The sequence below is a fragment of the Pseudofrankia coriaricola genome (assembly GCF_032027725.1).
In the GTDB taxonomy this organism is placed as follows: Bacteria; Actinomycetota; Actinomycetes; order Frankiales; family Frankiaceae; genus Pseudofrankia.
Map to the genome: position 1 here is coordinate 34,511 of NZ_JASNFO010000095.1, position 13,950 is coordinate 48,460.

General features: G+C 70.8%; 8 protein-coding genes and 1 tRNA gene. 6 read left to right on the forward strand and 3 right to left on the reverse strand.

Features of this window, described 5'->3' with window-relative positions:
* Positions 1-96 precede the first annotated feature (96 nt).
* Together QOZ89_RS38230 and QOZ89_RS38235 are read left to right on the forward strand one after the other, a co-directional pair.
* Entirely contained in the window at positions 97-4,266 is a 4,170-nt protein-coding gene (locus QOZ89_RS38230) for an nSTAND1 domain-containing NTPase (protein ID WP_312628910.1), read from the forward strand.
* Positions 4,263-5,657 (forward strand): extracellular solute-binding protein, encoded by a 1,395-nt coding sequence (locus QOZ89_RS38235; protein WP_071048361.1) that lies wholly within the window; start codon positions 4,263-4,265, stop codon positions 5,655-5,657. The genes QOZ89_RS38230 and QOZ89_RS38235 overlap by 4 nt, the downstream gene beginning before the upstream one ends.
* A 70-nt stretch (positions 5,658-5,727) precedes the next feature.
* On the opposite strand, the gene QOZ89_RS38240 is transcribed toward QOZ89_RS38235, so the two are convergent.
* Complete coding sequence (locus tag QOZ89_RS38240; RefSeq protein WP_131803931.1) at positions 5,728-7,305, reverse strand: hypothetical protein; 1,578 nt, start codon at positions 7,303-7,305, stop codon at positions 5,728-5,730.
* Positions 7,306-7,339: 34 nt separating this feature from the next.
* Positions 7,340-9,016 (reverse strand): phosphoglucomutase (alpha-D-glucose-1,6-bisphosphate-dependent), encoded by a 1,677-nt coding sequence (gene pgm / locus QOZ89_RS38245; RefSeq protein WP_071048375.1) that lies wholly within the window; start codon positions 9,014-9,016, stop codon positions 7,340-7,342.
* A 936-nt stretch (positions 9,017-9,952) separates the two neighbouring features.
* Between pgm and nadD the strand changes: the two genes are divergently transcribed.
* The 4 genes from nadD to QOZ89_RS38265 all read left to right on the forward strand — a co-directional run bounded on the left by nadD (position 9,953) and on the right by QOZ89_RS38265 (position 12,222).
* Entirely contained in the window at positions 9,953-10,603 is a 651-nt protein-coding gene (gene nadD / locus QOZ89_RS38250; RefSeq protein ID WP_071048359.1) for a nicotinate-nucleotide adenylyltransferase, read from the forward strand.
* Between the two features lie 280 nt (positions 10,604-10,883).
* Positions 10,884-11,330 carry a ribosome silencing factor gene (gene rsfS, locus QOZ89_RS38255; RefSeq protein ID WP_071048358.1) on the forward strand — a complete coding sequence of 149 codons (447 nt, stop codon included), beginning with the start codon at positions 10,884-10,886 and terminating at the stop codon, positions 11,328-11,330.
* Positions 11,327-12,055, forward strand: a complete 729-nt coding sequence (locus QOZ89_RS38260) for a histidine phosphatase family protein (RefSeq protein WP_312628921.1) — start codon at positions 11,327-11,329, stop codon at positions 12,053-12,055. Before rsfS ends, QOZ89_RS38260 begins: the two co-directional genes overlap by 4 nt.
* 90 nt (positions 12,056-12,145) lie before the next feature.
* Positions 12,146-12,222, forward strand: a tRNA-Ala gene (locus tag QOZ89_RS38265).
* Between the two features lie 488 nt (positions 12,223-12,710).
* Here QOZ89_RS38265 and QOZ89_RS38270 read toward each other — a convergent pair.
* Entirely contained in the window at positions 12,711-13,688 is a 978-nt protein-coding gene (locus tag QOZ89_RS38270; RefSeq protein WP_241841590.1) for an alpha/beta fold hydrolase, read from the reverse strand.
* Positions 13,689-13,950 lie beyond the last annotated feature (262 nt).

Consider the following 13,950-nt stretch of genomic DNA (forward strand, 5'->3'; position numbering starts at 1 on the left):
CGGTCCGGGTAGGTCAGGAGGGTAGCGAGACGGTCTCGTCGGCGGGACGATATGGTCTCGCCCGCGGGATACCGCGACCCGGTGTGGAGGAGCCCGATGGCGAGGGTTTTCATTAGCTACGCACGCGGGGACGCCGTCGTTGGGCAGTTGCTTCGCAAAAAGATTGTCGCCGCCGGCCATGACGTCTTCCTCGACACCGCGCACGACCGGGGAATACGGATCGGCGAGGAATGGGAAAAGCGGCTCTACCGCGAGCTGCGGGCGGCGGACGCACTTGTTGCCGTGATCACCTCTTCGTCCGTGGCGTCGAACTGGTGCCTGGCGGAGGTGGCCGTCGCCCGTTCCCGTGGCGCGGTCGTGCTGCCGCTACAGGCCGAAAAGGACGTCGAACTCCCGCTGCTGGGCTCGCTGCACTATCTCGACTATGCCGCCGACCCGGACGGGGCGGTCGAGGCTGTGGTCGACGAACTGGTCCGGGTCGATTTGGGCAGCGGCCGCGGCTGGGCCGCGGGCCGCAATCCGTATCCGGGACTGGAGGCGTTCGCGGACGACCGCAGGGCGGTCTTCTTCGGCCGGGACGACGACACCCAGCACGTCCTCAGCCTGCTCACCGCGTCGGTTGCCGGCGACGGCCGGATAGTGCTCATCTCGGGACCGTCGGGGGTCGGAAAGTCGTCCCTGCTCAAAGCCGGCGTCCGGCCGGCGGTGCTCGATCGGCAGGGGTGGCGTGCGCTGCCGGCGTTCACCCCGGGTGTCGACCCGGTCGGTGCGCTGGCGAACGCCTTCGCCGCGGCGTCGGACGTGCTGGGGCTGGGCTGGCGGCGCGAGGACGTGCGAGCACGCCTGAACGACCAACGGTCGTTCCTCGACCTCGTCGACGAGGTGCTGCGAGCGAGACCGTCCTGTGACCATCTGCTGATCTCGATCGACCAGTTCGAGGAGCTGCTGGTCAGCACCTCGGAGCAGGGGCGGGCCCGGTTCGGTGCGCTGGTCGCCGGCTCCCTGGGGTCGCGCCTGCAGATCGTCGGCGCGTTCCGGTCCGAGTACGTCGGACTGCTGCGGTCGGATCCGGCGCTGCGCGACCTGCCGGTGACCATGCGTTCGCTGGACCCGCTGTCCCGCGACGCGCTGCGGACGGTGATCGAGGGGCCGGCGCGCGAGGCCGGCATCAAGATCGACAATCGCCTGCTGGCCGAGATGATCTCCGACACCGAGACCGGAACGGCCCTGCCCCTGCTGGCCTTCATCCTGTGGAAACTGGCCACGGATCTGGACCGGGGTGGCGAGATCACCACGGACGCGTACCACCGGCTGGGGGGAGTGCGCGACGCCATCATCCACCAGGCGGACCGGGCGTTGGCGCGAGCCGCGCAGCCAGCGGGCGTCACCAAGGCCCAGGTGCTGACCACCCTGCTGCGGCTGGTCACGCTCGACAGCGGCGGCCTGATGGTCCGGGAACGCGTGGATCGGGCCAGCCTCACCCCGACCCAGCGGGCGCATCTCGAGCCATTCGTCGCTCACCGGCTGGTCACGACGGACGTGATAGGTGACCGGATCGAGCTCAGCATCGCGCACGAGGCGTTCGTGACCACCTGGCCGCCGCTGGCGGAGCGGATCAGATCCGAGGCGGACGGGCTGCGCCAGCGCCGCGAGATCGAGCGTGATGCGACGCGGTGGCGGGAGGCCGGGCGGCCCAGGTCGCTGCTGTGGACCCGTCCTCAGCTGCGTGCCTTCCTCACCGCCGGCCCCGGGGCCGGCCCGGCCGCCGCGGCGAGTCCTGACCGGCCGGGAGCCCGGCCCGGAGGGCTCGGACCGCGGATGCGCTCGCCGTCGGGTCTGGCGCGGTGGCCCGGCCGACGGGCCCGTCGCACCAGCCAGTCCGCGGCGGCGACCACCGACCTGAGCGCGGACGCGGTCGAGTTCCTCCGGGCGAGCGTCCGGCGCGACCGCCAGCTGCGCGCGCAGGCGATCGCCATCCTGGCCTCGTTGCTGGTGATGGCACTGATCGGGGCCGCGGTCGCCTCCGTGACGAGCCAGTCGGCGATGCGTGAGCGACGGCTCGCGGTCAGCCGTGGACTGATCCAGGAAGCGGTCACGCTCCGCCAGAGCGACCCGCGCGTCGCGTTGCTGCTCAGCATCGAGGCCTACCGGATGGCGCCCACCGTGCAGGCCCGCGGCAACCTGCTCAGCGTGCAGGGGACCTACTACGCCGATACGTTCGCCCGGTCCGCCGCCCCGGTGCACGCGCTCGCCTTCGCCCCGTCCGACCGGCACCTGCTGGCCACCGCCGACCACACCGGTGGGGTACGGGTGTGGGACACGACGTCGACCCGGCGGCCGCCGGTGACGACGCTGAGCCATGACACGCCGGTCTACACCGTGGCCTTCAGCCCGGACGGCCGGCTGCTCGCCACGGGGGAGCAGGACGGCACGGTCAGCCTGTGGGACGTCGAGCGCCGAACCGTGGTGCACCGGCGTCCCGGATCCGGCGAGGCGGTCAACAAGGTGGCGTTCGATCCCCGCGGCGGCCTGCTGGCGGTGGCCTCCGCGGACGGGAACCTCTATCTGCTCGAGACGCCGACGCTCACGCAGCGGGCGGTCGTCCGGGTCGGTCCCGGGCCCGTGGACACCGTGGCGTTCAGCCGGGACGGCGCCGCGCTGGCGGCCGCGGGCGCCGATGACACCGTGTCCCTCTGGGATCCCACGGCGCTGACGACTCCGAGACCGGCGGGAACGACGTCGGCCTTCGGTCCGGCCGGCGGGTCCGGGGGAGGGCGGCTCGGGACGCTGCCCGGACGGGCTGGCACGGCCCGCGACGTGGCGTTCTCCCCGTCGGAGGACCTGTTGGCGGTCGGCAGCGATGACAAGACGGTGCGGCTGTGGCGGGTGTCCGACCCAGCCCGGCCGGCGGCGGTCGCGACGTTCATCGGACACACCGGGCCGGTGGACACGGTCGCCTTCTCCCCGGACGGCGACGTGCTCGCCAGCGGTGGCGACGAGGGGTCGGTCCGGCTCTGGGACGTCGGAACCCAGACCAGCCTCACCACCCTGTCCGGGCCGACCGAGGCCGTGCTGTGCCTGGCCTTCAGCCCGGACGGGCGAACGTTGATCGGTGCGGGCGCCGACCGGACGACCGGGCTGTGGCATGTCTCCCGGCCGGCGCCGCGGGACCGGGCGCCGGCCGTCGGTTCGGTCGCGGTGTCGGCCCTGGCCGCGGCGGAGGGCTCAGTGGCGGGCTCCGCCGCCGGGCCCGGATCCCCGCTGGCGGCACGATCCCAACTGGTCGCGACCGCGGGAACGGACCGCACCATCAGGTTGTGGGACCTCGACCCACCCGCCTACCTGACCTCGATCGGACCGCCCGGCGACACCCTCCCCGTCCTCACCGCGGAGGGCCCCTGGGCCGCCCACGCGATGGCCCTCAGCAAGGACGGATCTCGTCTGGTGGCATCGCAGGGTGACGCGGTCACCGTCTTCGACCCACGCGACCCGATGCGGCCGACAGTGCTGACCGACGACTCGTCGCGCGGCGGTGCCGACGAGGTGAACTTCGTCGTCAACGCGGTGGATATCGCGCCGGAGGGCGGACGCGTTGTCATCGGCGCCACGGACAACACGGTGCATCTCGGAGACGCGGTCACCGGACAGCTGGGCGAGCCGATCTACCGGCACGAGAATCCCGTCAACGCGGTGCGCTTCATGCCTGACGGACGCGGCGTGGTCAGCGCCAGCGACGACGGGTGGGTGACGCTGTGGAACCTCGCCGGCGCCGACCAGGATCGGGTCGACCTGCGCGGGCCGGGTCCGATGAAGTCGTTGGCGATCAGCGCCGACGGCGGCCTGGTGGCCAGTGGGTCGGATGACGGGACGGTCTGGCTGTGGACGGTCGACCGGCCCTCCCGGGACGGGCCTTACCAGCAGCGCGGAGTGCGGACGCTGACCGGCACCGACCAGGCCGTCGTGTCCGTCGCCTTCAGTCCTGACGCCGCCCTGGTCGCGGGCGCGAGCGTCGACGGATCGGTCCGAATCTGGAACGCCGGCACCGGCGAGCTGTATGCGGTGCTGTCCGGCCGGGAGGCCAGCGCGGTCGCGTTCAGTGCCGACGGCTCCTCCCTGATCACCACCGACCACGACGGAAACCTGATGACCTGGTGGATCGACGCGCAGCGAGTCGTCGACGAGATCTGTAAGGCCAGGCCGGCACTGACCGAGCAGGAATGGTCCCAGTACATGCCGAGCGATGACTATCGGCAGACCTGTCGATGAGCGAACCCGAACCCAACAACAGCCCGGCGCCGGACGACCACGGCGCCGCCCAGGCTCGTCCCGACGATGCGGACCCCAGCGCCGGCGGCGGGCGGGGGTGGCCCAGCCGGCGGACCGTACTGCGAGCCGCCGCCGCGACCGTCGTGATCGGCGTCGCGGGCGGGGTGGCGCTGTCCCGGGCGTTCCGGGACGACGGCGGCGCGATCGGCGACCCGGACTCCCGTCGGGTGCGCTGGGCGGCCAGCTCGAACGACCAGAACCTGGTCGACTCGCGACAGGTGCTCATCAGCGCCTTCCAGAAGGCGCATCCGGAGATCACCGTCGAGCTGCGGCTGGTGCCGTTCAGCACCGACGCGAAGCGGCAGGCGCTGATCGAACTGGTGCGGTCGGGCACGGGAGAGCCGGACGTCTACCTCGGCGATGTGATCTGGCCCGCCGAGTTCGCCGTGGACCAGCTGGCGATGCCGCTCGACGACGAGTTCGAGCCGGCCTTCTGGGACCGGTTCGACCCGGCCGCGCTCGCCGCGTCCAGGTACCGGGGGCGTATCTACGCGGTGCCCTACTTTGCCAACCGCGGGGTGCTCTACTACCGGCCGGACCTGCTCGGCCAGGTCGGCCGCCCGCCGCCCACCACCTGGGAGGAGCTCGCCGAGACGGCGAGGATGCTGCGCGACGTCGCCCACGCCGAGTACCGCATCGCCTGGCAGGGTGACGCCTACGAGGGGCTGACCTGTGTTTGGACCGAGTTCGCCGCCAGCGCCGGCGGGAGCACCGTCGACCCGGGAGTCACCCGTTCGACGATCGACTCGCCGCCCTGCGCCCGGGCGCTGCGCTTCATGTGCGGACTCGTGGAGCAGGGCCTCACCCACCCAGATCTGACCACGCTGCGGGAACCGCTGGCCACCAGTCTGTTCAACGATGGCGAGGCCGCCTTCATGCGGGGGTGGAACACCGCCGACACGGCGCTCGACACCGAACCGGAGAAGTACCGCGCGACCCAGCTACCCGCGTTCGCGGGCCAGCGGGCCCCTGGATTCTCGGCGATCGGAGGCTGGAGCATGTTCGTCAACCCGCATACCCACCGGCTTGCCGCGGTTCGCACGTTCGTCGACTGGATGACCAGCGTGCCGGCGCAACGGACGCTGTCCAGGTATAGCCAGATGCCCGCGAACCGGTCCGTGCTCGAGGACCTGTCGCTGGTCAACGAAAGCCCGATGATCTCGGTGACCCGTGGCGTTCGGTCGGTCGCCCGGCCAGCCGGCACTCCGCGTTACCCCGAGATCAGCCGCGCCGTCTACACCAACATCAACCTCGCCCTGCGCGGTCAGGCCACCCCCGCTGACGCTCTCGCCAGGGCCCACCGCGACATCACCCTGTCCCTGCGCGGCTGAGAACTCGCTTCCACGGCCGGCCATCGGCGAGAGCGGGCCGGCCGTGGGCGAGAGCGGCGTCGACGGCCCGTCAGTCCGGACCGCCACGGTCGAGGTCGCCGAAGTCCGAGCCGTCGTGGTGGCCCGAGCCACCGTGCTGGTCCGGACGGTCATGGTGGCCGAATCCACCATCGAGGTCCGGGTCGCCGAAGTCCGGGTCGTTGGAGACCCAGGAGTCGAACCAGGCGTCGTTCGGCATCTCTCGATCGTCGTCGCGCGCGGACGGGCGCCTGGGACGCGGCGCGGCGGAATCCTGGATGAACCGCCGGGCGACATCTGCTCGCAGCCGGTCGACCGCGGCCCGGTCGCCCCCGTCGGTCGAGGAGTACTCGCCGGTCTGCCGGATGAGATCGCGGACCGCTTCTCTGATCCTCCTCCGCTGGCCGGTATCGGCACCGACGTACGCGGCGCGAAGAAGCTCCCCGCCGGGATCGACCCTGGTGACCCGAGTCAGCTCGCCGGCGAGGAACAGGGCCACGATCCGGTCGAGGGTTGGGCGCTTCGCGAAGCGGAAGGTGCTGCGGGCGGTTAGAAACAGCTCGCCGTCCGGATCCACCTCGGCGAAACGGTCCCCATCCGCGGAGAGAAGCAGGTAGGCGATCCTGTCTCCGATCATCGTTCGCATCTCGAAGGGGAGACTGTGGTACGCGGCCAGGAGCCGCTGACCACCGGGGTCCATCTCGATGACACGGTCCAGCCCGCCCGTCAGCAGGAAGAAGACCAGTCGGTCCCGCTCCGCGTCCGGGTACCAGCCCTGTTCGTCGACAATGCGCCGGGCATCGCCTCGCCGGAGGGCCAGGTGACACAGCCGATCACGTGCCGCGCCCGGGGCAAGCCCACGAAGCATCGCCGAGCATCTGGCAGCGAGTTCCCTGTTTCGGTTCGCCGTCAGGTCCAGCAGCATGTCGACCGTCTGCGCCCGGCTCCGGTCGACCAGATCCATCCGATCGCGCAGGACGGCAAGAATGATGTCGTCGCGTGGTTCCGCTGGAATGTGCGGGTTGGCCAGGATCGCGTCGGCCAGACCCGTGGCCTCCTGGCTGTCCGCCCACTCACGGGCCATGGCCGTCAGCAGATCGGGATGGTCGGTCGCGCTGAGCGCGGCCTGGAGATCCTCGAGAACGGAGGCATCGACGGGTGGCGACCACCAGGAATGGCGGCATACCTTCCTCGCGACGTTCTCCTTCACCCACAGCGGGGCGCGTCGGCCACCGAACACCAGGCCGTCCGCCCGCCCACGATCTACACCACCCCAGGAGTCCAGACATTTGATCAGCCGTATGGAAGGCGTGTGCATGGTCAGCTGCGCCGGGCCGAGCAAAAGCCGGAGAATGGTGACGGAATGATCGTCGGGGATGCGGCGACTGGTCACCCAGTGGCGGGCCAGGCGGTCCAGGAAGGCCGGATCCGCGCACGCCGTGTCCAGTTTCCGGTAGGCCTCGGTCGACGCTGGCCCGCCCGCCGCCACGACCTGGAGAAGAGCCGTGAGCGCGTCGACATTGCGGCCCTGATCGAGCTGCTGGCCAAGCCTTGAGGTCGCCCGTATCGCCCGACGGCGATGACTGCCGAGTGCCTGCTCGACCAAGTCAGGGAGAATGCGGCCGCCCACCTTGTCTCCCTGTGCCTGCCGCGGTGAGCCGCCGTCAGCCGCGGGCGAGCGCGGCGTCGACCATGGTCTGGGCCTCGGCGAGGACGGAGTCCAGGTGGGCGGGGCCGCGGAAGCTCTCGGCGTAGATCTTGTAGACGTCCTCGGTGCCGGACGGGCGGGCGGCGAACCAGGCGTCGTCGGCGACGACCTTGATGCCGCCGATCGAGGCCTCGTTGCCCGGCGCGTGCGTGAGGGTCGCGACGACCGGCTGGCCGCCGAGCGTCGCCGCGCCGAGCGCGCGGGGGGTGAGCTTCTTCAGGACGTCCTTCTGCGCCACCGTGGCGGGTGCGTCGACCCGGCGGTAGGCGGGTGCGCCGTACCTCGCGGTCAGCTCCTCGTAGAGCGCGCCCGGGTCGCGGCCGGTGACCGCGGTCATCTCGGCGGCCAGCAGGCAGAGGATGAGCCCGTCCTTGTCGGTCGTCCAGACCGTGCCGTCGGCCCGCAGGAACGACGCGCCAGCGCTCTCCTCACCGCCGAAGCCGAGGCTTCCGTCCGTCAGCCCCGGTACGAACCACTTGAACCCGACCGGCACCTCGACGAGATCCCGGCCGAGCCCCGCCGCCACCCGGTCGATCAGGCTCGAGCTGACCAGCGTCTTGCCGACCGCCGCCGCCGGGGCCCAGTCGGTGCGGTGCGCGAACAGGTAGGAGATCGCGACCGCGAGGTAATGGTTCGGGTTCAGCAGGCCGGCGCCAGGGGTGACGATGCCGTGTCGGTCGGCGTCCGCGTCGTTGGCGACCGCGATGTCGAAGCCCAACCGGTTGTCCGCCGGGGTCGCCCCGGTGAGGCGCAGCAGCGAGGCCATCGCGTACGGGGACGACGGATCCATCCGGATCTTGCCGTCCCAGTCACGGGTCATGAAGCCGAACGTCGGGTCGATCCTGTCGTTGACCACCGTCAGGTCCAGCTGGTAGCGCTCGGCGATCGCCTGCCAGTAGACCAGGCTCGCCCCGCCCAGCGGGTCGACGCCGACGCGCACCCCGGCGCCCCGGATCGCGTCCAGGTCGACGACGCCGACCAGGTCGTCGACATAGGCGGTCACATAGTCCTGCACGGTCGCCGTGGCCCGCGCCTTCTCGTACGGCAGCCGGCTCATCCCGGCCAGGCCCGCGGCCAGCAGCGCGTTCGCCCGGTTCTGGATCGCGGTGGTGACCTCGGTGTCCGCGGGGCCGCCGTGCGGCGGGTTGTACTTGAAGCCGCCGTCCGTCGGCGGGTTGTGCGACGGGGTGACGACGATGCCGTCGGCCAGGCCCGGCCGGCCCGAGCGGTTGTGGGTGAGGATCGCGTGCGAGATCACCGGCGTCGGCGTGGCCTCGCCGTCCGGGGCGATCCGGATGTCGACGCCGTGGGCCGCGAGCACCTCCAGCGCGCTCGCCAGCGCCGGGGCGGACAGGGCATGCGTGTCGGCCCCGACGAACAGCGGCCCGTCGATGCCGGCCGCCGCCCGGTACTCACAGATCGCCTGGGTGGTCGCCAGGATGTGGTCGGCGTTGAACGACCCGTTCGTCGACGTGCCGCGGTGCCCCGACGTCCCGAAGGACACCCTCTGGGCGGGGTCGGCCGCGTCGGGGTGGACGTCGTGGTAGGCGGCCAGCAGAGCATCGACGTCGACGAGCTCGTTGACGTCCGCCGGCTTGCCCGCGAACGGGCTGACGCCGGGGCTCACCGCCACGGCCGGCTTCGCCGGTGCGCGAGCGGGCGGCCGGGACCGGAGCCGGGCGCCGGGCGCGGCGGAGCCGGGTCGGGCCGCGCGGCCGACACCGGGCGGCTGGGCCCGCCGGGGCGCGCCGGACCGGGCCTGGTCGTATGGCCTCCGGTAGGACGCGAACTGGGTACCGACATCGTCGGCCTCCTCGTCACCAGCGTGGAGCGGACCTCGCGGGTCCGTCCTGTCCCGCCAGGTCAGGTGCCCCATCGGTGCCAGCCTTTGTGACAAGTACCTCCGTGGGCGCCCCCGAGCCTAGCTGCCAGGACCGGTCCTGGTGGGTCTCTTGGGAGTCCACGTGGTTACTAACCGGTGACCCGGCCCCGGCCGGTTCGCGGCCCGGCAGGCGTCCGCTCCCGATGCGGGAGCGTGTTGACGGGTATGGCGCCGGTCACTCCGACTGGCGAACGTGGTCCAAGGAAGGCACGACCTTCGGGCGTGGCGCTACTGTCCGGCAGTGCCGAGGCGGCGCGCTGGACGCGGCCGCCTCGTGTCGGGCGCCTAGGGCGCCCTCCCGCGCTGTTCTGGGGTGGAGGTGATAGGGCCGTGGTTGATCTGGTTCGGGGTCGGTCACGGGTTGCGTTGGTTTTGCGCCAAGGCGCTGTCGCCATCGCTCGTGTCGGGCGCTTGGGCGCCCTCCCGTGCTGTTCTGGGGTGAGGTGATAGGGCGGTGGTCGGTCTGGTCCGGGGTCGGTCACAAGTTGCGTTGGTACTGCGCCGAAGCGCTGTCACCATCGGTGGTTGGGTTGCTCAGACGGGTTGCCGGCACAACATCGTGCCTGTGCCGCAGCATCACGGTGCAAGCCCATGGGATGTCGGAAGGCCTTCGGGAGCGGAGGGCGAGGGGCAAGCCGCGGAGACCGCTTGGGTGCCTCTCCCGATCAGCCGGCTCCGGAGCGTCGGATGACGCCCAGCGTGGCCGCGTCCTCGGCCAGGCGGCTGGGCGTGATGGGCGGGACGTTCGACCCGGTGCACAACGGGCACCTGGTCGCGGCGAGCGAGGTCGCCGCGTTGTTCGCGCTCGACGGGGTGATCTTCGTCCCCAGCGGCCAGCCCTGGCAGAAGGCCCACCGGGAGGTGTCCGCGGCCGAGGACCGTTATCTCATGACGTTCCTCGCGACCGCCGGGAACCCGCAGTTCACAGTCAGCAGGATCGACGTCGACCGCGGCGGCCTGACGTACACGATCGACACCCTGCGCGACCTGCGTGCGGTGTACCCGGACGCCGAACTGTTCTTCATTACCGGCGCGGACGCTCTCGCGCAGATTCTCACCTGGCGCGATGTACACGAACTGTTCCTGCTCGCGCACTTTGTCGGCGTGACCAGGCCCGGCTACCACCTCGCCTTCGACGCGAGCCTGCCGGCGAACTCCGTCAGCCTGCTGGAGGTGCCTGCGCTGGCGATCTCGTCGTCCGACATCCGCGACCGTGTCGCCCGCGGCGCCCCGATCTGGTACCTGACCCCGGACGCCGTCGTCCGCTACATCGTCAAGCGCGGCCTCTACCGCCCCCACCGGGACGGGACCGTCCCCGCGCCTCACGCCGCCAGCTGATGCCGGCCGGATCGCTGGACGGCCGGATGCGCGGGGTCGGAACGTGAGGTTGAATTCGGCTTCAGTGGCCCGACCGGGCCTGGAATGTCAGCTTGTCCTGGTCTGTTGTTCGTGGTGACGCCCGTCACCGGCTGGACAAACAACGCGAAAACCGCCGTGACCTCGTGTGCCGCGCCGGCTACCGTAACTTGGCCGGCAACCTCCGGCGTCCCGGGCCGGCTGACCGCCGTGACTCCAGCCGACCGGACCCGCCCGCTCACCACCTTGGAGAACCCGCAGCGTGACCGCTTCCACCCGGGCCGTCGAGCTCGCTCTGACCGCCGCCCAGGCCGCCGCCGACAAGCTGGCGAAGGACCTCGTCATCCTCGACGTCAGCGACCGGCTGGCCCTCACGGACTGCTTCGTGCTCGCGTCCGCCGACAACGAGCGGCAGGTCAAGGCCGTCCTCGACGAGGTGGAGGAGAAGCTGCGGCTCGTCGGGGTCAAGCCGCTGCGCCGCGAGGGCGAGCGCGAGGGCCGCTGGGTACTGCTGGACTTCTCCGAGATAGTCGTGCACATCCAGCGAGCCGAGGAGCGCGAGTTCTACGACCTCGAGCGGCTGTGGAAGGACTGCCCGCGCGTCGACTTCGAGGACAAGGACAAGGCGAGGGCCACGGTCGGTGCCGGCGCCGGCGCCTCGGCCGTTCCGGCGGCGTCCGACGCGAACCGCCCGGCCGGCTCCTGGTGAGGCTGCTGCTTCTGCGGCACGGCCGGACGGAATGGAACGACAACGGGCGCTTCCAGGGCCAGGCCGACCCGCCGCTGGACGCGGTCGGGCGCGCCCAGGCGGCGGCCGTGGGGCCGGTGATCCGGGCGATGGGTCCCGATCTGGTCGTGTCGTCCGATCTGATGCGGTGCCGCGCGACCGCGGCCGCGTTCGGCCTGCCGTACCGCTCGGACGCGCGGCTCCGCGAGATCGACCTCGGCGCCTGGTCGGGCCTGACGTCAGCTGAGGCGAGCCGGCTGTTCCCGGAGGAGGACGCCGCCTGGCGGCGCGGTGAGGACATCCGCCGGGGCGGCGGCGAGACCTATGTCGAGGTCGCGGCCCGGGCCGGCGCGCTGTTCGACGAGATCCTCGCGGCCGGGCCGCCGGCCGAGCCTGACAGCCTCGTCGTGTTCGTCCTGCACGGCGGGACGGCCCGGTCGCTCATCGGGCACCTGCTCGGCCTGCCGCCGCGGACCTGGTGGCACTTCGGCCCGCTGCGCAACTGCCGCTGGTCGCTGCTGCGGCACGAACACGGACGGTTCCGGCTGGTGGAGCACAATGTCGGCCTCGTTCGACCTGATAAGGTCGGCACCGGCCCGTTGAACGTGACCGTGGGGACCGTCCTCCCAAGTCAGGCGCTGATGCCCGATGAGGACGCCTCGGTGGCCCCGGACACGGATCCTGTACACTCTCGACCACCGGCTTGACGGGCCGGGCAAGAGGTACAGACAGGCACCAAACCGGAACCGCGAACCATGTAGTAGTGTTTGGGAAGCGGCAAAGGGAAATCGAAATATGGGGCTGTGGCGCAGTCTGGTAGCGCATCACACTGGCAGTGTGAGGGTCAGGGGTTCGAATCCCCTCAGCTCCACCAGAGTCGTCAAGTTCGAACCGTGAGCTTGACGACTTGTGGATTCGGAAGTCGTTATGCCGCTCGGGTGAAGCCCGGGTGGCGTTTTGCTGTGCCCGTAAAAGCGCCCGGTGGTGTCGTGGGCGAGGTCGGTGATGGTTCTTTTCTGTCTGGTGGCGCTGGTGGCGCTGTCGCGCCGATCAAAATTGTCCCGCGTCTGTTAGGCCGACGCAGGAGGTCCGAGCCCCGCGTTCCGGCCGGAGGGACTCTTCCTGCCTTGGAAGGTCGATCTCGATGGTCCGCCGTCCGCGTTTCGTGTTAGCGATTCGCGAATCCCGGCCCTCTGGAGGTCTGCATCCTGGATCGCGCTGTCCCGCCGGCACGTTTTCGGGCGGGGAAGGGTGGATGGCGCGGTGTGTGGTGGGATGATCGCCGTATGGCCGACGGGGCGGGGAGGCCTTTTCTTTTTCAGGGCTGGGCCGCCGGGTCGCCCGCCGGCAGGCACCCATGGATCAGGCGATGGACTTTAGCCAGGTGTCCACGAGCACGTTGAACTCGGCGGGGCGTTCCTGGTGCAGCCAGTGGCCACATCCTTCCCAGGAGACGGCCTTGGAGCTGGCATCGGCGAACAGCGTCGTCTCCACGGACACACGGGAGGGGTCGGCGTAGAACGACAACACTGGACAGCGTCGCCGTCGCAGGTAGCGCTCCCCACTGGAGCGCATCGACGACACCTCGGACCCGGCAAACATGCCGGTGAATGTGTCGCGGAGAACGTGGCTGGGCATGCCGGCGACCCGGCGAAGGTGCCAGGCGCGAAGCGCGGGAACTGACGCCGGGGTATCGCTGGTACCCAACAGGCCTTGGACGAATGGCACAGGATCGCTGGCATCCATGATGGCCCTGAGGGCGGGGATGCCTTCGACGATTGCGTCAGCGACGAGATAGCCGGGATCGACGGCGACCAGCGCCTGGACCATCTCCGGATGTTCGACGGCGAGGGCGCTGACCACGAGAGCGCCCATCGAGTGGCCCACGGCGACAACCGGCGAGCATCCGAGATGCTTGAGGAGGCGAGCCACATCGTCCGCGAAGACCCGTGGCTCATAGCCGCCCTCGGGTGTGCTGGAGTGCCCATGCCCTCGGAGATCCAGGGCGATCACCCGATGCCTGGCCGCGAAGTGCGGCAGTTGCCAGGTCCAGTCGTGCGAATCACAGGTGTACCCGTGCACGAAGAGCATCGGCGGGCCGCCGGTCCCCTCGTCGGTGAAGAACAGCCGCACATCACCGAGGTCGGCGAATGCCACATCCACTCCTGTCCTCGAAGCTCGCGTCGACGCCGGCTCCCGTGCCGCGCGCCGGCGCGGTTCCTTCCGCACGTCAGCCAGGACGACCTTCACCCCGGGCGCTCCGAAGGTGTCGACCATGCCGAGGCCGTTGCCGCTCGCGGCGCGAGTCATGACCGCGACGCGCCCGCCGAGCTTCTCCATCGGTACCTGCCACCGACGTCAGCGCCGGTTCAGCATCCGCACGAGTCTCCAGTAAACGTATCCAATATGCAATAGTGGGAGGCCTGGAGAGCGGCTCGATCCGGCCATGGGCAGCCAGTCCCGCTCCTGCCCGGCTAACGGCCCCAGGCTCGGCAGCCTCGTCGTCCCCTCGGGCGTGGGCGAGGTCGCCCAGGTTGTGGTTGATGCTCCGCTATCTCGGGCGTCTCCACCAGAAAGTCTCGCGCGGCGACATGTGGTCTTG

Coding starts and splice junctions, on each gene's coding strand:
- QOZ89_RS38230 (WP_312628910.1), top strand. CDS start 97: ATGGCGAGGGTTTTCATTAGCTACGCACGCGGGGACGCCGTCGTTGGG.
- QOZ89_RS38235 (WP_071048361.1), top strand. CDS start 4,263: ATGAGCGAACCCGAACCCAACAACAGCCCGGCGCCGGACGACCACGGC.
- nadD (WP_071048359.1), top strand. CDS start 9,953: ATGACGCCCAGCGTGGCCGCGTCCTCGGCCAGGCGGCTGGGCGTGATG.
- QOZ89_RS38270 (WP_241841590.1), bottom strand. CDS start 13,688: ATGGAGAAGCTCGGCGGGCGCGTCGCGGTCATGACTCGCGCCGCGAGC.